At 70.7% G+C, this 21253-nt stretch carries 23 protein-coding genes; all 23 read right to left on the bottom strand.

Going from position 1 to position 21253, the window contains the following annotated elements; genetic code table 11:
* Positions 1-157: 157 nt before the first annotated feature.
* The 23 genes from lgt to gmk all read right to left on the bottom strand — a co-directional run bounded on the left by lgt (position 158) and on the right by gmk (position 21249).
* A complete protein-coding gene (gene lgt, locus BC102111_RS04975) occupies positions 158-1282 on the bottom strand; it encodes a prolipoprotein diacylglyceryl transferase (RefSeq protein ID WP_063250259.1) in 1125 nt (374 codons plus the stop codon).
* Entirely contained in the window at positions 1279-2058 is a 780-nt protein-coding gene (trpA, locus tag BC102111_RS04970) for a tryptophan synthase subunit alpha (RefSeq protein ID WP_009377182.1), read from the bottom strand. Before trpA ends, lgt begins: the two co-directional genes overlap by 4 nt.
* Positions 2055-3266 (bottom strand): tryptophan synthase subunit beta, encoded by a 1212-nt coding sequence (gene trpB / locus BC102111_RS04965; protein ID WP_101623740.1) that lies wholly within the window; start codon positions 3264-3266, stop codon positions 2055-2057. Before trpB ends, trpA begins: the two co-directional genes overlap by 4 nt.
* A 36-nt stretch (positions 3267-3302) precedes the next feature.
* Positions 3303-4091 (bottom strand): indole-3-glycerol phosphate synthase TrpC, encoded by a 789-nt coding sequence (trpC, locus tag BC102111_RS04960; protein WP_009377180.1) that lies wholly within the window; start codon positions 4089-4091, stop codon positions 3303-3305.
* Positions 4088-4357 carry an HGxxPAAW family protein gene (locus tag BC102111_RS04955; RefSeq protein WP_009377179.1) on the bottom strand — a complete coding sequence of 90 codons (270 nt, stop codon included), beginning with the start codon at positions 4355-4357 and terminating at the stop codon, positions 4088-4090. Before BC102111_RS04955 ends, trpC begins: the two co-directional genes overlap by 4 nt.
* Positions 4358-4478: 121 nt before the next feature.
* The gene (locus tag BC102111_RS04950) at positions 4479-5006 is read right to left on the bottom strand and encodes a Trp biosynthesis-associated membrane protein (protein WP_009377178.1); all 528 of its coding nucleotides are present in this window, start codon (positions 5004-5006) and stop codon (positions 4479-4481) included.
* Complete coding sequence (gene trpE / locus BC102111_RS04945; protein WP_101623739.1) at positions 5003-6571, bottom strand: anthranilate synthase component I; 1569 nt, start codon at positions 6569-6571, stop codon at positions 5003-5005. Before trpE ends, BC102111_RS04950 begins: the two co-directional genes overlap by 4 nt.
* Positions 6552-6920: a phosphoribosyl-AMP cyclohydrolase gene (gene hisI / locus BC102111_RS04940; RefSeq protein ID WP_009377176.1), complete on the bottom strand. Its 369-nt coding sequence runs from the start codon at positions 6918-6920 to the stop codon at positions 6552-6554. The genes trpE and hisI overlap by 20 nt, the downstream gene beginning before the upstream one ends.
* Positions 6917-7681, bottom strand: a complete 765-nt coding sequence (hisF, locus tag BC102111_RS04935; RefSeq protein WP_095375528.1) for an imidazole glycerol phosphate synthase subunit HisF — start codon at positions 7679-7681, stop codon at positions 6917-6919. The genes hisI and hisF overlap by 4 nt, the downstream gene beginning before the upstream one ends.
* Positions 7682-7690: 9 nt before the next feature.
* Positions 7691-9193, bottom strand: a complete 1503-nt coding sequence (locus BC102111_RS04930; protein ID WP_009377174.1) for a carboxyl transferase domain-containing protein — start codon at positions 9191-9193, stop codon at positions 7691-7693.
* A 4-nt stretch (positions 9194-9197) separates the two neighbouring features.
* Entirely contained in the window at positions 9198-10421 is a 1224-nt protein-coding gene (locus BC102111_RS04925) for a CaiB/BaiF CoA transferase family protein (RefSeq protein WP_009377173.1), read from the bottom strand.
* Positions 10418-10840 (bottom strand): PH domain-containing protein, encoded by a 423-nt coding sequence (locus BC102111_RS04920; RefSeq protein WP_223289875.1) that lies wholly within the window; start codon positions 10838-10840, stop codon positions 10418-10420. The genes BC102111_RS04925 and BC102111_RS04920 overlap by 4 nt, the downstream gene beginning before the upstream one ends.
* 25 nt (positions 10841-10865) lie before the next feature.
* Complete coding sequence (gene hisG, locus BC102111_RS04915; protein ID WP_009377171.1) at positions 10866-11705, bottom strand: ATP phosphoribosyltransferase; 840 nt, start codon at positions 11703-11705, stop codon at positions 10866-10868.
* A 29-nt stretch (positions 11706-11734) separates the two neighbouring features.
* On the bottom strand, positions 11735-11998 hold the full coding sequence (locus BC102111_RS04910; RefSeq protein WP_063250254.1) for a phosphoribosyl-ATP diphosphatase: 264 nt from the start codon (positions 11996-11998) through the stop codon (positions 11735-11737).
* Between the two features lie 45 nt (positions 11999-12043).
* Positions 12044-12721, bottom strand: a complete 678-nt coding sequence (locus BC102111_RS04905; protein WP_009377169.1) for a nicotinamide mononucleotide transporter family protein — start codon at positions 12719-12721, stop codon at positions 12044-12046.
* A 31-nt stretch (positions 12722-12752) separates the two neighbouring features.
* Positions 12753-13412 carry a ribulose-phosphate 3-epimerase gene (rpe, locus tag BC102111_RS04900; RefSeq protein WP_009377168.1) on the bottom strand — a complete coding sequence of 220 codons (660 nt, stop codon included), beginning with the start codon at positions 13410-13412 and terminating at the stop codon, positions 12753-12755.
* On the bottom strand, positions 13409-14773 hold the full coding sequence (locus tag BC102111_RS04895) for an RsmB/NOP family class I SAM-dependent RNA methyltransferase (protein WP_009377167.1): 1365 nt from the start codon (positions 14771-14773) through the stop codon (positions 13409-13411). Before BC102111_RS04895 ends, rpe begins: the two co-directional genes overlap by 4 nt.
* Positions 14774-15721: a methionyl-tRNA formyltransferase gene (locus tag BC102111_RS04890; RefSeq protein ID WP_009377166.1), complete on the bottom strand. Its 948-nt coding sequence runs from the start codon at positions 15719-15721 to the stop codon at positions 14774-14776.
* A 30-nt stretch (positions 15722-15751) separates the two neighbouring features.
* A complete protein-coding gene (locus BC102111_RS04885) occupies positions 15752-17884 on the bottom strand; it encodes a primosomal protein N' family DNA-binding protein (protein ID WP_009377165.1) in 2133 nt (710 codons plus the stop codon).
* Positions 17885-17888: 4 nt separating this feature from the next.
* Complete coding sequence (gene metK, locus BC102111_RS04880) at positions 17889-19091, bottom strand: methionine adenosyltransferase (RefSeq protein WP_009377164.1); 1203 nt, start codon at positions 19089-19091, stop codon at positions 17889-17891.
* Positions 19088-20341 (bottom strand): bifunctional phosphopantothenoylcysteine decarboxylase/phosphopantothenate--cysteine ligase CoaBC, encoded by a 1254-nt coding sequence (gene coaBC / locus BC102111_RS04875; RefSeq protein ID WP_009377163.1) that lies wholly within the window; start codon positions 20339-20341, stop codon positions 19088-19090. The genes metK and coaBC overlap by 4 nt, the downstream gene beginning before the upstream one ends.
* Positions 20338-20685, bottom strand: coding sequence for a DNA-directed RNA polymerase subunit omega (gene rpoZ / locus BC102111_RS04870; RefSeq protein WP_095375526.1), 348 nt, complete (start codon positions 20683-20685; stop codon positions 20338-20340). The genes coaBC and rpoZ overlap by 4 nt, the downstream gene beginning before the upstream one ends.
* On the bottom strand, positions 20686-21249 hold the full coding sequence (gene gmk, locus BC102111_RS04865; protein ID WP_009377161.1) for a guanylate kinase: 564 nt from the start codon (positions 21247-21249) through the stop codon (positions 20686-20688).
* Positions 21250-21253: the final 4 nt, after the last annotated feature.

Here is a 21253-nt window from a genome sequence, read left to right as displayed (position 1 = left end):
CAGCAGACGACGCTGTCTCGAACTGGCTTCATCGCGCCCTCAGAAGGTCGTCCTTCGGGCACAGGTGTGACGTGGTTCTCACGTGTGAGCTTCCAATCTACACCCCGTGACGGCGTGGGCGAAAACGTGAAAGGACCGAAAGGTGGACCAGAACGTCTCAATGACCGGACTTTTCGTCCTCCGTTCCCCGGGATCGCGAGCGGACGTCGGGGATGATCGAGATCGCCGAGGTGACCGCTCCGAAGAACCCGAATCCGGGCTTCTCGTCCTCACCGCGTCCCGTCCTCTGCCTCCGATCGGACCGCGGCGACGGGCTGTCGGCCCGCCTCGGCGAGGCGTCGTCGGCCTGTCCGGGCGTCGGAGCGCTCGGGTGGTCGGATCCGTCGTCCTCGTGCCGACCGTGCTTCGCAAGCGCTCGGGCGCCGGGAACGTAGACCGAGGTCTCGGGCTCCTTGTGCCGGGAGCGGGAGACGAGGAACCAGATGAGTCCGACGGCGAAGACGAGGATCGACGTCCAGATGTTGAGCCGCAGCCCGAGGACGAGTTCGGCATCGTCGATGCGCAGGGCCTCGATCCACACGCGGCCGAGCGTGTAGTAGCAGATGTAGAGCGCGAAGACCTGACCGTGGCCGAGGCGGAACCTGCGGGCGGCGACGATGAGGATGAAGCAGCCGGCGAGGTTCCACAGGGATTCGTAGAGGAACGTCGGCTGGAAGAGGGTGTCGGCGGGCAGCGCGGGGTCGGGCCAGTTGGGATTGAGCTGACCGTCGATGTACTTGTCGATACGCAGACCCCACGGGAGGGTCGTCGGGGACCCGAAGAGCTCCTGGTTGAACCAGTTGCCCCACCGGCCCACGGCCTGGGCGAGGATGAGCCCGGGGGCAGCGGCGTCGAGGAACGGCAGGATCCTGATCCCCTGGTATCGGGCGACCGCCCACGCGGCGAGCATGCCGAGGGCCACGGCACCCCAGATCCCGAGACCGCCGTTCCAGATCTTCAGCGCGTCGAGCGGGTTCCCGTTCGGCCCGAAGTACGGGTCGGGGGTGGAGAAGATGTGGTAGAGGCGTCCGCCGATGATGCCGGCGGGCACCGTGATGATCGCGATGTTCCACAGGTCGTCCTCGTGGCCGCCGCGGGCGCGCCAGCGCCTCGAGGTCAGCCACAGGGCGAGCAGGATGCCCGCGAGGATGCAGAGTGCGTAGGCGTGGATCGTCAGCGGGCCGATCGAGAAGCCGCTCCAGCTCGGGGAGGGGATCTCGGCCACGAGATCGACGTCGCTCATGCGCAGCCCTCCCGGAGTTCGCCGGCAAGTGTGCGCAGGGCGGGGACCCCGCCCTCGTCGAGGGCGCGGATGAGGGCGGAGCCGACGATGACGCCGTCGGCGTAGGCGGCCACCTCGGCTGCCTGCTCGCGGTTCGAGACGCCGAGTCCGACGCATACGTGCGGGGCACCGGCCTCCCGGAGGCGGGCGACGAGGTCGCGGGCATGGTCGTCGACGCTCGAGCGGACTCCGGTCACTCCCATCGTCGAGGCCGCGTAGACGAAGCCGCGGCTGGCGTCGACGATCGTGGCGATGCGCTCGGGCGTCGACGACGGCGCGGCGAGGAAGATCCGGTCGAGGCCGTGGTCGTCGGCCGCGGCCATCCACTCTCCGGCCTCGTCGGGGATGAGGTCGGGGGTGATGATCCCCGCTCCCCCGGCGGCGGCGAGATCACGGGCGAACGCGGAGACTCCGTATTGGAGGACGAGGTTCCAGTAGCTCATGACGACGGCGGTGCCGCCCGCCTCGGCGACGGCGGAGACGGCGGTGAAGACGTCCTTCGTGCGCACGCCGCCCTCCAGTGCCGCCTCGGCGGCCCGTTGGATGACGGGTCCGTCCATCCCGGGGTCGGAGTAGGGCAGGCCGACTTCGACGATGTCGACGCCGGATTCGACGAGAGCGGTCATCGCCTCGATCGATCCCTCGACGGTGGGGAAGCCGACGGGCAGGTAGCCGATGAGGGCGGCGCTGCGCCCCGCCTCGGCGACCGCGTCGAGGGTCTCTCCGGTCGTCGTCATACCTGCACTGCTCCTTCGTCGAAGTAGTCGAACCACGTCGCTGCCGTGGTCATGTCCTTGTCGCCGCGTCCCGAGAGGTTGACGAGGATGATCGCCTCGGGTCCGAGCCGCTCACCCACCCGCATCGCCCCGGCCAGGGCGTGGGCGGATTCGATCGCGGGGATGATGCCCTCGGTGCGGGCGAGCAGCTGGAGGGCGGTCATCGCCTCGTCGTCCATGACCGGTTCGTAGACGACGCGGCCGGTGTCGTGGAGGTGCGAGTGCTCGGGCCCCACCGAGGGATAGTCGAGGCCCGCGGAGACCGAATGCGAGGGTCGGGTCTGACCATCCTCGTCCTGGAGGATGTACGTGGCTGAGCCGTGGAGGACCCCGGGCCGTCCGCCAGAGAACCGGGCGGCGTGGCGGCCGGACTCGATGCCCTCTCCCCCGGCCTCGAAGCCGAAGATGCTCACGTCCTCATCGGGGAGGAAGGCCGCGAAGATGCCCATCGCGTTCGACCCGCCTCCCACACACGCGCACACAGCGTCGGGCAGTCGGCCGACGGTCTCGAGGAGCTGTTCGCGCGCCTCGGTGCCGATGACCTGCTGGAAGGCGCGGACCATGGCGGGGAACGGGTGAGGGCCGGCGACGGTGCCGATGACGTAGTGGGTGCTGCCGACATTGGCGACCCAGTCGCGCATCGCCTCGTTCATCGCGTCCTTGAGGGTGCGCGTGCCGTTGGCGACGGCGTTGACCTTCGCCCCGAGCAGGCGCATGCGGGCGACGTTGAGGGCCTGCCTGCGGGTGTCCTCCTCGCCCATGTAGACCTCGCACTCCATGCCGAGCAGTGCTGCGGCCGTGGCGGTGGCCACCCCGTGCTGACCGGCGCCGGTCTCGGCGATGAGCCGGGACTTGCCCATCCGCTTCGCGAGCAGCGCCTGCCCGATCGCGTTGTTGATCTTGTGGCTGCCGGTGTGGTTGAGGTCTTCGCGCTTGAGGAAGACGCGGGCTCCCCCGCAGTGAGCGGCGAACCGCGTCGCCTCGGTGAGCAGGCTGGGCCGACCGATGTAGCGCAGCTGCAGGTCACGGAGCTCTGCGGTGAACTCCGGATCGACCTGGGACTTCCGCCAGGTCTCCTCGATCTCGTCGAGCGCCGGGATGAGGGCTTCGGGAATGAACCTCCCGCCGAACGCACCGAAGTACGGTCCGGTCTCCGTGGTCTCAGTCATGGCTGTCCTTCGGTTCGTGTGCCTGCGGTCAGGGTCTCAGGCGCGCTGATGCGCGCGGCCCGCTGCGGTGTAGGAGGCCACGGCGGCCTGCGGGTCGCCGTCGCGGACGAGTGCCTCGCCGACGAGCACGGCGTCGGCACCGGCGCGGGCGTAGGCGTCGACGTCGCCGACGCCGGCGACTCCGGACTCGGCGACGAGCGTGCACCCGGCAGGGGCGAGCTCGGCGAGCGGCGCGAACCGGGCCGTGTCGACGCTGAGGTCCTTGAGGTTGCGGGTGTTGACGCCGATGAGCCGGGCCCCGATGTCGATCGCGGTCTCCATCTCAGCGACGCTGTGGGTCTCGACGAGGGCCGTCATGCCCAGGGAGGCCGCGAGGTCGTGGAAGTCGCGCAGCTGCGCCGGGGAGAGAGCGGCGACGATGAGGAGGACGAGGTCGGCCCCGTGGGCACGGGCCTCGTGGAACTGGTACTCGTCGACCATGAAGTCCTTGCGCAGCACCGGCACGTCGACGGCCGCCCGGACGGCGTCGAGGTCGGCGAGGCTGCCGGAGAAGCGACGGCCCTCGGTGAGGACGCTGATCGCCCGGGCTCCGCCGGCGGCGTAGAGGCCGGCGAGAGTGCCGGGGTCCGGGATGTCGGCGAGGTCGCCGCGCGAGGGTGAGCGGCGCTTGACCTCGGCGATGACGCCGAAGTCGGCGTCGAGGTCGAAGGTGCGCACCGGAGCCGCCGCACGGGCGGACTCGACGACCGCGGACAGCGGGACCTCGCGGCGACGCGCCTCGAGGTCCTCGCGGACGCCGACGATGATGTCATCGAGGACGGTCATCGGCGCTTCGGCTTGGTTCCCAGTCCGACGGCGCGCAGGATCATGCCGACGATGAGGCCGACCACGGCGACCCCGCCGCCTGCGTAGACGATCGTCGGGTTGTGGATCGTGAAGCCCACGCAGCCGATCGACAGTCCCACGAGCATGATGATGACACCGGTCCAGCCGGCGACGGAGTTGCCGTGGCCGGGGTCGGCGATGGCGGCGTAGTCGATCGTGGACTTATCGAGATCGGTGGCGCCCGAACGGGCGACGGATTGCGACATGGCGCTCCTTACGCTGACGTGCTCAAGTACTCTCTCATTGTGTCACGTCCGACGGTGTGCTCTGGCATCGACCCGGCACCTGAGATCGGGGTCGGCGCCTCCGGGTCACGTCCGACGCCCCTCACGTCCTCCGCGGCGGATCCTCGTCGTCGCCGCGTTCGACCTCTTCACCGCGGGAGAGCGCATCCCACGTCGCCGCAGAGTCGAAGTCACCGTCCTCGGCCTGCGCCGTGCGGGCGTAGCGGTTCGACCCCGACCATGTGCGCGAGGACACGACGACCCAACCGATGACGACGACGGCGAGGACCGCGCCGATGAGGGCGACGAGCGGCCACGAGGTCGCACCCTCGGCCCCCATCGCGGTGATCGCGGTCATCCCGTAGCCGAGCGCTGCGAGGAGGGCGAAGGTGAGGACGACGATGCGGCCGACCTTCCCGAACATCGCCGAGAGCAGCCCGCACACCGCGATGATCGCCACGCATGCGGTGGCGATCGGCGAGGCCTGGCTCGTCTCCGTCTGGCTGGGCAGCGCGACCCCGGAGGGGCCGAGCGTGTCGCTCGCCGCCCCGGTCTGCCAGGTGGCGAGCGTGATCGCCCAGAGGGCGGCTGCGACGACGAGGATGAGGAGGACTCCGCGGGACTTCGTCATCGTCGACCTCCCGCGGCCGTGGCGGCATCCGCCGAGGAGGCCACCCGGTGGGCGCGTCCGGCCGCGGCTGCCGCGGTGAGGACGGCGGCCGCCTTGTTCTCCGACTCCTCGTATTCGGTCTCGGGCACGGAGTCGGCGACGATGCCGCCGCCGGCGAAGACGCTCATCACTCCGTCGCGGAGGACCCCGGTGCGGATGGCGATCGCGAGGTCGAGGTCGCCGGTGAAGGAGAGGTACCCGACGACTCCCCCGTAGAGTCCGCGCCCGACGACCTCGAGTTCGTCGATGATCTGCAGGGCGCGCGGCTTCGGGGCCCCGGACAGCGTGCCGGCGGGGAAGGTCGCCGTGAGCACGTCGACGGCCCCGTGCCCGTCCTCGAGTTCGCCGCGCACGGTCGAGGAGATGTGCATGATGTGGCTGAACCGTTCGATGTCCATGAACGCGCTCACGTCGATCGTGCCGGCCCGACAGACCTTCGCGAGGTCGTTGCGGGCGAGGTCGACGAGCATGAGGTGCTCGGCGCGCTCCTTCTCATCGGCGAGGAGTTCGCGGGCGAGGCGGTCGTCCTCCTCCGGGCTGGCCCCGCGGGGCCGGGAACCGGCGATGGGGTGGGTGACGACGGTGCCCTGGCGCACCGTGACGAGCGCCTCGGGCGAGGAGCCGATGATGCTCACCGGCTGTCCGTCTGAGTCGTGGAGGTCGAGGAGGTACATGAACGGCGAGGGGTTCGCCCGCCGCAGCATCCGGTAGACCATGAGCGCCTCGGCGTCGCAGTCCGTGTCGAAGCGCTGCCCGAGGACGACCTGGAAGATCTCACCGTCGACGATGTCCTGCTTGGCCCTGCGCACACCGTCGAGGTACGTCTCGCGCGGGGTGCGGGTGCGCACCTGCGGGGTCACCGCTTCCGGCACGCGCACCTCGGCGGGGGCGGGGGCAGTGATGCGGGCGAGCATCGCCTCGATCCGAGCGACCCCGGAGGCGTAGGCGTCGTCGATCCCGGTCTCCGCCCCGTCGACGTTGACGACGTTGGCGACGAGGGTGAGCGTGCCCGAGTAGTGGTCGTAGACGGCGATGTCCCCGGGGATCATCAGCTGCACGGTCGGCAGCCGGTGTTCGTCGGGCTGCGGGTCGCCGAGCTTCTCGACCTCCCGGATGATGTCCCACCCGAAGTAGCCGACGAGGCTCGAGACCATCGGCGGCAGGTCGCTCGACTCGATCCGGAGCAGCTCGAGGGTGGCCGCGACCGCATCGAGGACGCTGCCGGTGCGGGGCACTCCGACGGGAGGGGTGCCCTCCCAGCGGAAGCCCTCGGACGTCGAGACCAGGGTGGCCACGGGCGCGGAGCCGATGAACGAGTAGCGCGCCCACGCACCGGCCTCGGCGGATTCGAAGAGGAACGACCCGGGGGTGCCGTCGGTGAGCTTCCGGTAGAGGCTGAGCGGGGTCTCGGCGTCGGCGAGCACCTCCGCGTGGACGGGCACGAGTCGCGCCGTCGCCCCGGCGGCCCTGAAGCCGGCAAGGTCGGGGCGGATGTCGAGGCCGGACTCAGTCGTCGGGATCGTCACTGATCGTCCTTCCTGTGAAGCAGGTGTCGGTGAGGGTGTGGCATGCGGGTCCGGTCTGGTCGACGACCATGAGCAGCGCGTCGGCGTCGCAGTCGAGGGCGAGCGAGACGAGCGCCTGGGTGTGGCCGGAGGTCTCCCCTTTGACCCAGTGCTCCTGCCGTGAGCGCGACCAGTAGACGGCCCGCCGCTCGGCCAGGGTGCGTTCGATGGCTGTGCGGTCCATCCACGCGAGCATGAGGACGTCCCGTGTCGTCGCCTCCTGGACGACGACGGGGGCGAGCCCGTCGGGTCCGAACGTGATGACCTCCCGCCAGTTCTCCGGGGTCGCGTCGATCTGCCGCCCGCTCATCGGACCTCGAACCCCTCTGCCGCGAGCGCGGCCTTGACCTCGTCGATGTGGAGCGTGCCGTAGTGGAAGACGCTGGCGGCGAGCACGGCGTCGGCTCCGGCCCGCACCGCGGGGGCGAAGTGTTCGACCCTCCCCGCCCCGCCCGAGGCGATGAGCGGCACGCTCACCGCCGCCCGGGCGGCGGAGATGAGTTCGAGGTCGAAGCCCTCACGGGTGCCGTCGGCGTCGATCGAGTTGAGCAGCACCTCGCCGACCCCGCGCTCGGCCGCCTCGCGGATCCACTCGATCGCGTCGCGGCCCGTGCCCTCCCGGCCGCCGCGGATGGTCACTTCGAAGCCCGACGGGGTCTCACCGCCCCGGGTCCGCCGGGCATCGAGGGAGAGGACGAGCACCTGGTTGCCGAAGTGACGGGAGATGTCGCTGATGAGCTGCGGGTCCGCGACCGCCGAGGTGTTGACGGAGACCTTGTCCGCGCCGTCGCGCAGGAGCCGGTCGACGTCGGAGACGCTGCGCACGCCGCCGCCGACGGTGAGCGGGATGAAGACCTCCTCGGCGCACGCGGCGACGATGTCGTGGACGGTCTCACGGTCGCCGCTGCTCGCGGTGACGTCGAGGAACGTGAGCTCGTCGGCACCCGCCTCACCGTAGACGCGGGCGAGTTCGACGGGGTCCCCGGCGTCGCGGAGCTCGGCGAAGCGCACGCCCTTGACGACGCGTCCGGCGTCGACGTCGAGGCACGGGATGACTCTCACGGCAACCATGGTCTTCTCCTAGATCCCCAGTGTCCGGTAGCGCTCCAACCGCCGTGCCCGTCTCCGGGCTGCGGGTTCGCGCATGAGTTCGATGAGTTCGTACTCGAGGGTGTCGCCGACCCGCGCGACGAAGTCGAGGGGTTCGTCGCCGGCATCGGGATGCTCGGCGATGATCCGGTCGACGACGCCGGTCTCGAGGAGCTTGGGCGCGTGGACGCCCTGACTCTGCGCCATCTGCGGGGCGAACTCGGTCGTGCGGTGGACGATCGCCGAGGCGCCCTCGGGTGGGAGCGGGGACAGCCAGCCGTTCTCGGCGCTGAGCACTCTGTCGGCGGGGATGAGCGCGAGCGCGCCCCCGCCCGAGCCCTCGCCGAGGATGAGGGAGACCGTCGGCGCGTCGAGGTTGGCGAGGTCGGCGAGCGAACGGGCGATCTCTCCGGCTATGCCGCCCTCCTCGGCGGACTGGGAGAGCGCGGCACCGGGGGTGTCGATGACGGTGACGAGCGGGAGGTCGAGTTCGGCGGCGAGCTTCATTCCGCGCCTGGCCTCGCGCAGCGCCGCCGGGCCGAGCGGGGCCCGGGAGTCCTGGCGGAAGCGGTCCTGGCCGAGGACGATGCACGGGGCGGACCCGAACTTCGCGAGCGCGAGCAGGAGGCCGGGATCCTTCTCTCCCTGGCCGGTGCCGTTGAGCGGCAGCACGGTGTTCGCCGCGGTCCGCAATAGGTCGCGGACCCCGGGACGATCGCCTCGGCGCGAGCGGGTGATCGCCTGCCACGCGTCGGCGTCCGGGTCGACGGTCTCCGGGCGGGTGTCGGGGTCGGGGACGCGGGCCGGGACCTCTTTGGCGCCCATGAGGACGTCGAGGACGCGGGAGACCGTGGCGTGGATCCGTTCGGGTCCGATGACGGCGTCGATGATCCCGTGCTTGTGGAGGTTCTCCCCGGTCTGGACGTTCTCGGGGAACGGTTCGCCGTAGAGGGCCTCGAACACGCGCGGTCCGAGGAACCCGATGAGGGAACCGGGTTCGGCGACGGTGACATGGCCCATCGACCCCCACGAGGCGAAGACTCCCCCGGTCGTCGGGTGCCGGAGGTAGACGAGGTAGGGCAGGCCGGCCCGGCGGTGGGCGACGACGGCGTTGGTGATCTTGACCATCGAGAGGAACGCGACGGTGCCCTCCTGCATGCGGGTGCCGCCCGAGGCGGGGCCCGCGAGCAGGGGCAGCCCTTCGAGAGTGGCGCGTTCGATGGCGTCGGTGAGCCGTTGGGCGGCGGCGACGCCGATCGACCCGGCGAGGAACCGGAACTCTCCGGCGACGACGGCGACCCGGCGCCCGTTGATCGTCCCCTCACCGGTGATGATCGCCTCGTCGACCCCGGACTTCTCGCGTGCCGCGGCGAGTTCGGCCGCATAGTCGGCCGAGACTCCTCCGGCAGGGGTGACCGGTGGCTCGTCCCAGGAGACAAAGGAACCCTCGTCGAGGACGATGCCGACGAGCTCGGTCGCGTTCAGACGTGCCACGGTCTCACTCCTGCCGGTCGGTGCCGGGCTCCGCCGGTGCGTCGCCGGTCAGCCACGCGGCGATCGCCTCGGCGTCCTCGTCGAGCAGCGGCGGGGCGTCGTGGCTCGTCTTCGTCGTCTCCACCTCGGCGCCGTCGACGGAGTCGAAGAACCGCAGCGGCGGGCCGGGCAGGTCGATGCCGCCGAGGACGGGGTGGTCGACGGAGACCTTGAGGCCCTGGCTGAGCGCCTGCTCCCACTCGTAGACCTCGGGCAGGGTGCGCACGGTGCCGGCCGGGATGCCGGCGGAGCTGAGCCGCTCGAGGAGGTCGGCGGAGTCGAACTCTGAGAAACGGGACTCGATGAGGTCGATGACGGCCTGCCGGTTGGCCACGCGTGCGGCATTGTCGGCCATGCCCGGGGTGGCGGGATCGATGTCGAAGGCCGCGCAGAGCTTCTGCCAGAGGCTCTCGTTGCCCACGGAGATCTGCACGGCGCCGTCGCGCGAGGCGAAGAGTCCGTACGGCGAGAGCGAGGGGTGGTGGTTGCCGCCGGGCAACGGTGTCTCGCCCGCCACCGTGGTCCGGGTGCCCTGGAAGGCGTGGACGCCGACCATGCCGGCGATGAGCGAGGTGCGCACGATCTTGCCCCTGCCGGTGCGTTCGCGCTCGAGCAGGGCTGCGAGCACACCGTAGGAGCCGTAGATCCCGGCGAGGAGGTCGGCGATCGGGACGCCGACGCGCTGCATGTCCTCGGGTCCCGAACCGGTCAGGGACATCAGTCCCGCCTCGCCCTGGGCGATCTGGTCGTATCCGGCGCGGGAGGCTTCGGGACCGTCGTGGCCGAACCCGGTGATGGAGAGGATGATCAGCCGCGGGTTGATCTCCAGGCACTGGGCCGGGGAGAAGCCGAGACGCTCGAGGACGCCGGTGCGGAAGTTCTCGATGAGGACGTCGGCGCGGGCGATGAGTGCGCGCAGGGTCTCCGCTCCGGTCTCGGACTTGAGATCGAGGGCGATCGACTCCTTGTTGCGGTTGCACGAGAGGAAGTAGGTGGCCTGCGGATCGTCGTCGGGACCGACGAAGGGCGGACCCCATGAGCGGGAGTCGTCGCCGCGACCGGGGTTCTCGACCTTGATCACGCGCGCGCCGAGGTCGCCGAGCATCATCCCGGCATGCGGGCCGGCCAGCGCCCGGGAGAGGTCGATGACGGTGCAGCCGCTCAGCGGCCCTGTCTCTGTCGCGGTCATGGCTGGTCCTCCTCGAAGTTCGTCCACTTGGTCACGAGCATACGCAGTCGGGCGACCTCCTCGTGTGCGCGGGGGCCGTCGGCATGCTGGATCGCCATCACCGCGCACGTCGAGCCGTCGGCGAGGTCGAGGATCGGCCACGGGTCGTCGCCGACGCGGGAGAAGGTCACCCCGACGATCTCCGACCACTTCACGTGCCGCGTGCGCACGATGTTGCGCACCGTCAGCCCGGTGCGATCGGGTCGGGCCTGGATGTCGGCGACGCGCAGCAGCGCTCCGCCGAAGAGGATGCCGAGCAGGTTCATCCACACCATGTCGATGAGGTGCCAGGGCCGCCAGTCGACGACGAAGAGGGCGACCGAGAGGACGGCGAAGCCGACGAACAGGGCGATCGCCCCGACGATGCCGATGACCCTCACCTGGCGTGGTCGGAAGGCGGCGAACTCAGATGCGGCAGGCGCCAATGCTCGTCACCAGAATCGCTCGCGCGCCGACCGCGTAGAGGCGGTCCATGACATTGTTGACGTCCTTCGCCTCGACCATGACCCGCACGGCCACCCAGCCGGTCTCCTGCAGCGGGGAGACCGTCGGCGATTCGAGGCCGGGGGTGAGCGCGATCGCCTCGGGGACGAGGCGCTCCTCGATGTTGTAGTCGACGAGGACGTACTGCCGGGCGACCATGACCGATTCGAGGCGGCGGCGGAGCACCTCGACCGAGGAGTCGGCTCCGTCGCGCTGGACGAGGACGGCTTCGGAGTCGAGCAGCGGTTCGCCGAAGGTCTCGAGGCCGGCTGCCCGCAGGGTCGAGCCGGTCTCGACGACGTCGGCGACGGCATCGGCGACCCCGAGTTGGATCGAGACCTCGATGGCTCCGTCGAGCTGCACGGTCGTCGCCTCGATCCCGCGGGCCTTCAGGTCGGACTGGACGAGGTGCGGGAAGCTCGTGGCGATCCGCAGTCCGGCGAGTTCGTCGACGGAGGAGAAGCGTCCGGCCTCTCCGGCGTAGAAGAAGCGGGACGAGCCGAAGCCGAGGCCGACGACCTCCTCGGCGGGGGCCTGGGACTCGAGGAGCAGGTCACGGCCGGTGATGCCGGCGTCGAGGATCCCGGAGCCGACGTAGACGGCGATGTCACGAGGGCGGAGGTAGAAGAACTCGACCCCGTTGGTCTCATCACGGTGGACGAGGGTCTTCGACCCGCGGCGGGTCGAGTATCCGGCTTCGCTGAGCATGTCGGTGGCGGCTTCGGAGAGGATGCCCTTGTTGGGCACGGCTACACGCAGCATGGCGTCCTTTGCGGAGGTGGGACGGGAGGTCACAGGTGGGCGTTGACGTCGTCGAGGCTCACGTCCTTGGCGATCATGAGCACCTGGAGATGGTAGAGCAGCTGTGAGATCTCCCCGGCGAGTTCGTCCTTCGACTCGTACTCCGCGGCCATCCACACCTCGGCGGCCTCCTCGACGACCTTCTTGCCGATCGCATGGACTCCGGCGTCGAGTTCGGCGACGGTCTTCGACCCCGCGGGGCGGTCGAGGGACTTCTGGAGGAGTTCGGCGTAGAGAGAATCGAAGGTCTTCACCCGATCCAGGGTAGACCATAGCCGCCGTCCCGCCCTCGCGGGGTCTCAGGTCCCGGACGACTCCTCGGGGCCGCGGGTGACGTCGGTCGCGCCGAGGTGGGGCGCCGAGATCGTCTGCTTCGAGCGCTTCGCCCAGTCGATGAGTCCGAGGATGACCATGACGAGGAAGATGAGGTAGACGGCGCCGGAGAAGACGAGGCCGCCTGCCACGGCGAGCGGGATGCCGACGAGGTCGACGGCGAGCCAGACGAACCAGAACTCGACGACCGCCCGGCCCTGGGCGTACATCGCGACGAGGGAGCCGATGAAGATGTAGGCGTCGGGGTACGGGTTCCACGACCATCCGCCCACGGAGAGGATCCAGCCGAAGACCGCAGTGCCGATGACGAGGGCCGCGATGATCCCGACCCGCTCCTTCCACGTCGCCCAGCGGACGACGACCTCACCGGAGTTCTCCTGTGACTTCCGCCACTGCGTCCACCCCCAGATCGCCGCGACGATGATGACGACCTGGCGGGAGGCGTTGCCACCGAGCCCGGCGGAGATCGAGGCGGAGAAGAGGAGGATCGAGCCGAGGATCTGCACCGGCCAGGAGAGGATGTTCCGGCGCAGGGCGAGGACGACCGTGGCGAGGGCGCAGATGTTGCCGAAGAGGTCGGAGTACGGCACCGGCTTGCCGAGCAGTTCGAACGCCGGAGTGTTGAGCCAGCTGAGGAATTCCATCGTCGTCTCGGTTCTCTCGTCGGTGCGGTCGCTAGTGGGCGTGGGCGGCGGCGAGCGTCCGCAGCTGTGCGATCGCGGCCGCGGCGTCCTCGGCGCCGTAGACCGCGGAGCCGGCGACGAGGACGTCGGCCCCGGCGTCGACGACGCGCTCGACGGTGGAGGCGGAGACACCGCCGTCGACCTGGAGGCGGATCTCGAGGTTCGCCTCCGAGATCGCCTCCCGGGTGCGGCGGATCTTCGGCAGGCACACGTCGAGGAACTTCTGCCCCCCGAAGCCGGGTTCGACGGTCATGATGAGAATCTGGTCGAACTCGCCGAGGAGGTCGACGTACGGTTCGATCGGGGTCGCCGGTTTGAGCGCGAGGCTCGCCCGCGCTCCGAGGCGGCGCAGCTCCCGGGCCAGGCGCACGGGGGCGGCGGCCGCCTCGGCGTGGAAGGTCACCGAGGCGCACCCGATCTCCGCATAGACGGGGGCATTCCGGTCGGCGTCGTCGATCATGAGGTGCGCGTCGAGCGGGATCGGGCTGATCTCCTGGATCCTCTCGACGACGGGCGGGCCGAACGTGAGGTTGGGCACGAAGTGGTTGTCCATGACGTCGATGTGCGCCATGTCGGCCGTCGCGATCCTCTCCAGCTCCCCGCGGAGGTCGGAGAAGTCGGCGGAGAGGATGCTCGGGTTGATCTCGATCACAGGGGTGCCTTTCGAAGCAGGGCCAGGAACATTCCGTCGGTGTCGTGGACGTGGGGCCAGAGTTGGGCGAAGCCTCCGGAGCCCCGGCCCACCGAGGCGAACGACTCCGCCTCTGCGCCGGTGACCTCGGCGAGGACGGCGGGGGCGTCGAGGACCTCGACCGTCTCACCGCGCGAACGCAGGACGTCGTCGACGACGAGGACGGTCTCGGCGTAGTGGGGCGAGCACGTCGAGTAGGCGACGACGCCGCCGGGGGCGCACGCGTCGAGCGCTGCGGTGAGGATCTCCCGCTGCAGCCCGGCCAGCGCGTTGACGTCCTCGGGGCGGCGCCGATAGCGGGCCTCGGGGCGACGGCGGAGCGCGCCGAGCCCCGTGCAGGGGACGTCGACGAGGACCTTCGCGTACGGTCCCGTCGCGTCCCTGGCGTCGGCGACGGCGACGGTGACGTTCTCCAGCGCCTGCGTGGAGGTCTCGACGAGGGAGACGCGGTGCGGGCTCGAGTCGAAGGCCGCGAGCACCTCACCCTCGGCTCGGGCGGTCGCGGCGAGCAGAGCGGCCTTGCCACCGGGTCCGGCGCAGAGGTCGGCCCACGGACCGTCCGGGGCGCTCACGTGGGCCAGGGCGAGGGCGACGAGCGCCGAGCCCTCGTCCTGGACGCGGGCGCGGCCCTCGGCGATCGCGGGCACGTCGCGGGGAACGGTGTCGTCGAGGTGGACGCCGACGGGTGAGAGCGGGGTCGGGACACCGGGCAGCTCGGCCCGGTCGAGGAGTCCGGGCAGGGCGGTGACGGCGACCTGGGCAGGGGCGTTGTCGGCGGTGAGCAGCGTGTCGATCTCCGCGGCGTCGCGACCGTGGCCCTTGAGCGCCTGGGTGAGCGCGCGGACGACCCATTCGGGGTGGGAGTGCTCGACCGCCCGGCGCCCGGTCTCCGACAGGCCCGCGGAGACCCGCTCGAGCCACGTGTCACGATCGGCTTCGGCGATCCGGCGGAGGACGGCGTTGACGAATCCGGCCGTGCGCGGGGCCGAGCGCTTGACGACCCCGACGGTCTCGGCGACCGCTGCGTGGTCGGGCACGCGCATCGCGAGCACCTGGTGGGCGCCCATCCGCATCGCGGCGAGCGGTTCGGGGTCGATCGCGGACACGGGTCGGCCGGCCGCCTTCTCGATGACGGCGTCGTAGAACTCCTGCCCGCGCAGGGTGCCGTACGTGAGTTCGGTCGCGAAGGCGGCGTCCTGGCCGCTCACGTGCGTGCGTGCGAGCTTCGCGGGCAGGAGCAGGTTCGCGTACGCGTCCTCGGTCGCGACGTCGACGAGCACCTCCCATGCGAGGCGGCGGGGCAGGTTGGGTTTGACGGCCACTCAGGCCTCCTCGGGTTCGGTGTCGATGCGGACCTCGCCGTGCCCGCGCAGGTAGTCGGCGGCGGGCATCCGACCCTTGCCGAAGGGCTGAATCTCGCTCACGCCTGCCCAGCCGTCGCCGGCGCCGAGCACGGCCCCGGTCGTCCCCGCGCGGAGCAGTCCCGCCTCGGGCGGCGCGGTCTCGGCGGGGGCGGGGGTGAGGCCGAAGAGCTTCGTCCGGCGCCCGTCGATCTCGACCCACGGGCCGGGGGCGGGGCTGACCCCGCGGGAGCGGGCGATGACCTCGGCGACGGGACGGCTGAGGTCGAGGCGGGCGTCGGCGGCGGTGATCTTCTCGGCATGGCTCGGCTGCGCCCCGCCGGCGATGAGCTCGGCCTGCGGGGTGAAGGTCGCAGTCCCCGCCGCGAGGTCGTCGACGGCCGCGACGAGTTCGTGCGCGCCCGCCTCGGCGAAGGCGGCCAGCGCCGATGCGGCGTCGGGCTGGTCGAGCGGCAGGGTGCGGGTGCGCAGCACGTCCCCGGTGTCCATGCCCGTGTCGATGCGGAAGACGCTCACCCCGCTCACGGTTTCCCCGGCGATGAGGGCGCGCTGGACGGGTGCGGCCCCGCGGTGGGAGGGCAGGAGGGAGAAGTGGAGGTTGAACCAGCCGAGGCGGGCTGTGGCCAGTGCCGCGGGCCCGGCGATCGCCCCGAAGGCGACGACGGCGACGGCATCGACGTCGAGGGAGCGCAGGCGTGCGATGACCTCCCCGCGGAGGCGGTCGGCCTCGATGACGTCGAGACCGAGCTCGAGCGCGCGGGCCTTGACCGGGGACGGGGTGAGGACGCGCTTGCGGCCGACGGGGGCGTCGGGTCGGGTGAGGACCGCGCGCACCGTGTGCTCGGAGTCGACGAGGGCCTCGAGGGCGGGGACGGCGACGTCAGGGGTGCCGGCGAAGACGATATCCACGGAAGTCGATTCTACGCCGTGCCCGGCGCCTCACAGCGACCGGGGATCGTCGATGCGCACGCGCACCTGCGGCAGCTTCTTCGCCGAGCGTGCGGCGGTGATCTCGGCCAGCCGCGCACCGACGGCCGGGCCGGCAGCGATGGGGTAGGCGGCGACGACCCGCTGACCGTCCTCGTCATCGTCGCGGATGAGCTCCTCGAGGACGTCGACGTCTGCGAGCACGGCGTCGATGTCCGTGCCGGCCCCGGCGAGTTCGACGATGCGCCTATACGGCGGGAAGCCGAGCTCGCGTCGATCGTGCAGGGCCCTCGCCATCGTCACCGCGGGGTCGAACGTCGTCAGTGCCGTACGGATGACCTCATCGGTGTCGCCGAGGTAGACGACTCCCCCATCGGTGCGTGAGCGCACCAGCGACGCCGCCCGCATCCGCCGCCGCACCCCCTCATCGCTTGCGCGCATCCACGGTCCCGGCCACAGGGAGTCGAGCAGGATCCCGGCCGCATACCCGCCGATCGCATAGGGTTCGGCTCCGGTGGTGGCGACGACGACGCGGGGGGCGAAGTCGACGGCGATGGGGATGTCCTCTCCCCCGGATTCGACGATCTCGACACCCGGCAGCGCCCGGCGCAGCTCCTCGACGGTGCGTGTGCGGCCGCGCACGATCGAGCGGACCTCATGGGAGCGGCAGCGGCCGCACGTGAACGTCTCGGAGTGGTAGCCGCACGTCCGGCACGCGAAGGGGCCGACCTCGGACTGGGTGGACAGCGGGGACTCGCAGACGGGACAGCGCGCGGTCTCCTGGCAGCGGGCACACGCGAAGACCGGGTAGTACCCAGCCCGCGGCACCTGGACGAGGACGGGTCCCGCGGTCTCGTCCCCGCGCGGCCGCAGCGCCTGGCGCATGATCTCCCAAGCGCGGCTGGGGATGCGCTGCCACGCATAGGGGTCGCGTTCCTCGTCGGGGACGAGGACGCGCGGTGAGCCCGCTCGGCGCGCGTTCGCCGCAGGGCTGACATCGCTCAGCCATCCGATCTCGACGAGGCGTTCGACCTCGGCGCTGCGATCGAACGCAACGAAGAGGAGACCGGTGTCCTCGAGGTTCGACCGGAGCAGGCACACCTCGCGCGCGTGCGGGTAGGGAGCGTGCTGGTCGAGGTAGCTCTGGTCGGCGTCGTCGGTGCAGATGATGAGGCCGAGGTCGACCATCGGGGCGAAGGCGGCGGCACGCGTGCCGATGAGCAGCCGGGTGCCCCCGAGCAGCCCGGTCAGCCATGCCGTCCACCGCTGCTCAGGCGACTGGTCGGCATGGAGTTCGGTGAACTCGGTGAGCCTCCCGCGATCGATCTCGGCGCGCAGGGCCGCAGACAGCACGGCGATCTCCCGATGGTCGGGGACGAGCCAGAGCACGGACCTGCCCTGCGCGAGCGCCGCCTGGGCCGCTTCGAGTCCCGCCGTGATCCAGCCGAGTCCCGGCAGCCTGCCGGGCGTGAGCGTGAGTGCGAGGCGCGCCCGGTCGGAGCCGGCGGGCGCGGTGCCGTGGTCCTCGTCGCCGCTCTCGGCGACCCACGCGCCGAGGGCGGCGAGCACGCTGTCGGTGCCGGACTCCGGGGCGGTGTCGGCGGTCTCTGTGTCGGCGGCGTCGGTCTCCGTGCCGGCAGCGTCGGTCTCTGTGCGGGCGGCATCCTTACCGGCGGCGGCCTTGTCGGCGGCCTCCGCGCCGACAGGACCCTCCTCGTCGGCGTGCTCGAGTGCGCGCAGCACCGCCTTCTCCGCCCGAGCGTGCCGGGGCGGGATGGCGAGACGCAGCACGTCGGGCAGGGTGCCGGCGTACCGCGTGGCCACGGCTTCGCAGAGTTCGAGGAGGTCGGGCGAAAGCACCGTGATCGGACTCGTCACCCGTTCGATGACGGCGAGCGGTCCGACGTGGTCGCTCGTCGCCGTCCTGGCGAGGACGAATCCGTCGCGCAGCTTCCCGGCGAACTTCACCCGCACCCGCACCCCGGGGCGGACCGCCTCGGCGAGGGAGGCGGGCACCGCGTAGTCGAAGGTCCGTGCGAGATGCGGGACGGGATGGTCGATGAGGACCTGGGCGACGGGATCAGTCTCCGCGACGGGGACCTGGCCGAGCGCGGTGGTGGGGGTGGAGAAGAGGGGTTCGTCCACGAACTCAGTTCGCCGAGACGGCCCGGAGCAGGTCGTCCGCGCGGTCCGTGCGCTCCCACGTGAAGTCGGGCAGCTCGCGGCCGAAGTGACCGTAGGTCGAGGTCTGGGAGTAGATCGGGCGGAGGAGGTCGAGCTCCTGGATGATCATCGCGGGGCGCAGGTCGAAGACCTCGCGGATGGCCCGGGTGATCGCTGCGGGGTCGACCTTCTCGGTGCCGAAGGTCTCCACGTAGAGGCCCATCGGGTCGACCCGCCCGATCGCGTAGGAGACCTGGACCTCGGCGCGGTCGGCGAGTCCTGCGGCGACGATGTTCTTCGCCACCCAGCGCATCGCGTAGGCCGCGGAGCGGTCGACCTTCGAGGGATCCTTGCCGGAGAACGCGCCGCCGCCGTGGCGGGAGAAGCCGCCGTAGGTGTCGACGATGATCTTGCGTCCCGTCAGTCCCGCATCACCCATCGGCCCGCCGGTGACGAAGGGCCCGGCGGGGTTGATGTGGACGTTCTCGCCGCTCCGGTCGAGTCCCGAGGCATCGGCGATGGGGTCGATGACAAGTGCGCGGATGTCGGCCTTGAGCTGTTCCTGGTCGATCCCGGCGGCATGCTGGGTGGAGACGACGATGTTCTCGAGCGAGACGGCGGTGTCGCCGTCGTAGCCGAGGGTGAGCTGGGTCTTCCCGTCGGGGCGGAGGTAGTCGAGCTCACCGGACTTGCGGACCTCGCTGAGCCTCTCGGCCATCCGTGAGGCGAGGTGGATGGGCAGCGGCATGAGGACGTCGGTGGCGTTGTCGGCGTAGCCGAACATCAGCCCCTGGTCGCCGGCGCCGAGGGAGGAGCCGTGGTCGGTCTCGAGCGCCTCGCGGAAGTCGAGCGGGTTGGTCACCCCCGAGTGGATGTCCGTCGACTGGCTGCCGATCGAGACCGAGACGCCGCACGAGTGTCCGTCGAAACCAGTGTCCGAGGAGTCGTAGCCGATGCCGGTGATGAGGCTGCGGACGATCCCGGCAACGTCGGCGTAGGCGTCGGTGTTGACCTCGCCGGCGACGTGGACGAGTCCCGTGGTCACCATCGTCTCGACGGCGACCTTCGCATCGGGATCCTTGCCCAGGAGGTCGTCGAGGACGGCGTCGCTGATCTGGTCGCAGATCTTGTCGGGGTGGCCTTCGGTGACGGATTCGGAGGAGAAGTAGCGCAGTTCGGATGTACTCACGGCGTCGATTCTACTGGGGTGAGGCGTTCGGCGATGACGGCTGTGACCTTTTGCGCAACATCGTCCTTCGTGCCCGCGAGCCTCGCTGCGTCGACGACCTCGTCCCCGTCGGCGGCGAGGACGACGACCTCGGTGACGTCGTGGCCGAAGGCCCGGTCGGCGGAGACGTCGTTGAAGACGAGGAGGTCGGCTCCCTTGCGGCGGAACTTCTCGACCGCGTACTCGTGTGCGGTGTGGGTGGCGTCTCCGGTCTCGGCGGCGAAGCCGACGATGAACTGGCCGGGTCGGCGGGAGGCGACGAGCCCGGCGAGGACGTCGGGGTTCTGGACGAGGTCGATGCGCATGCCCTCGTCGCCGGACTTCTTCAGCTTCGACTCCCCCACCTCGGCGGGACGGTAGTCGGCGACCGCGGCGGCCATGATGATGACGTCGGCGGAGGCCTGCGCGGTCTCCATGGCCTCCTGGAGGTCGAGCGTCGACTCGATGGGGGTGATGGAGATGTCGGCGGGAAGGTCGCTGAGCAGACCCGTGTCGACGTGGGCGGCGACGAGCTCGACCTCCGCACCGGCGGCATGCGCGGCGCGGGCCAGGGCGATGCCCTGCTTGCCCGAGGAGCGGTTGCCGAGGAAGCGGACGGGGTCGAGGGCCTCCCGGGTGCCGCCGGCGCTGACGACGACCCGGCGTCCGGTCAGGGCTCCCCCCTGTGCAGAGGCGCTGGGCTCATCGGATCCGACCGCGGCGAGGGCGAAGGCGACGATGTCCTCCGGTTCGGGCAGACGCCCGGGTCCGGAGTCGGGGCCGGTGAGCCGACCGACGGCGGGCTCGAGGATGTGGACTCCGCGCGAGCGCAGCGTGGCGATGTTCGCGACGGTCGCCGGGTTGAGCCACATCTCCGTGTGCATGGCGGGCGCGACGACGACGGGGGCGGTCGTCGTGAGCACGGTCGCGGTGAGGAGGTCGTCGGCCATTCCGGCGGCGATCTTCGCAATCGTGTTCGCCGTCGCCGGGGCGATGATGACGAGGTCGGCGTCCTGGCCGATGCGGACGTGGTTGACCTGGTCGACGAAGTCGAAGACATCGGTGGTCACCGGCCGGCCCGAGAGCGCCTCGAAGGTCGGGGCGCCGACGAACTCCAGGGCGCTGGGGGTGGGCACGACCGTGACGGTGTGCCCGATCTCTCGGAGGCGCCGGATGACATGGGCGGCCTTGTATGCGGCGATCCCGCCGGCGACTCCGAGGACGACTCTCACTGGTCGCTGAAGTCGATCGCGCCGTCGGTGCTCACGCTCGTCTCCGCGGTCTCCTCGACCGTGACGGGGGCGAAGTCGGATTCGGAGATCTCACGGGAGACGATCTTGCCCTCGTTGATCTCGCGCAGCGAGATCGACAGCGGCTTCTCGTTCGGGCCGGGGGTGACCAGGGGGCCGACGTTCTCGAGCAGACCCTCCTGCAGCTGGGCGTAGTAGGAGTTGATCTGACGCGCTCGCTGGGCCGCGATGGAGACGAGTTCGTACTTCGAGCCGGTGACGGAGAGGAGTTCGTCGATCGGCGGATTGGTGATGCCTTCAGGCTGAGCAGGCAAGGGGTGTCCCATCTAATCGAGTGTGGATATACCCATCAATTGTATGAGTTCTTCGGCCGCAGTGCGAACGCTGTCGTTGACGATGGTGACGTCGAACTCGGATTCGGCGGCGAGTTCGGCCCGCGCCGTGGTCAGGCGCCGCTCCTGCTCCTCGGCGGACTCGGTCCCGCGACCGGTGAGGCGGCACACGAGCTCCTCCCATGTCGGCGGGGCGAGGAAGACGAAGAGGGCGTCGGGCATCTTCGCCTTGACCTGCCTGGCGCCCTGGAGGTCGATCTCGAGGAGCGAGGGCACTCCTGCCTCGAGCCTGCTCCGCACCGGGGCGGCGGGAGTGCCGTAGCGGTGCCGGCCGTGGACGACGGCGTATTCGAGCATCTCGTCGCGGGCGATGAGTCCGTCGAACTCGTCGTCGGAGACGAAGTGATAGTGGACACCGTCGATCTCGCCGGGGCGGCGGGGCCGTGTGGTCGCGGAGACCGAGAACCAGATCTCGGGGTGGTGCTGTCTGATGTAGCTGCTGATGGTGCCTTTTCCGACCGCTGTGGGCCCCGCGAGCACGGTGAGTCGAGTGTTCACAGAT

It is taken from the genome of Brevibacterium casei CIP 102111 (genome assembly GCF_900169275.1).
GTDB classification, from domain to species: domain Bacteria; phylum Actinomycetota; class Actinomycetes; order Actinomycetales; family Brevibacteriaceae; genus Brevibacterium; species Brevibacterium casei.
Note: the sequence above shows the minus strand (reverse complement) of the source record. Positions and strands in the feature narration are given on the sequence as shown.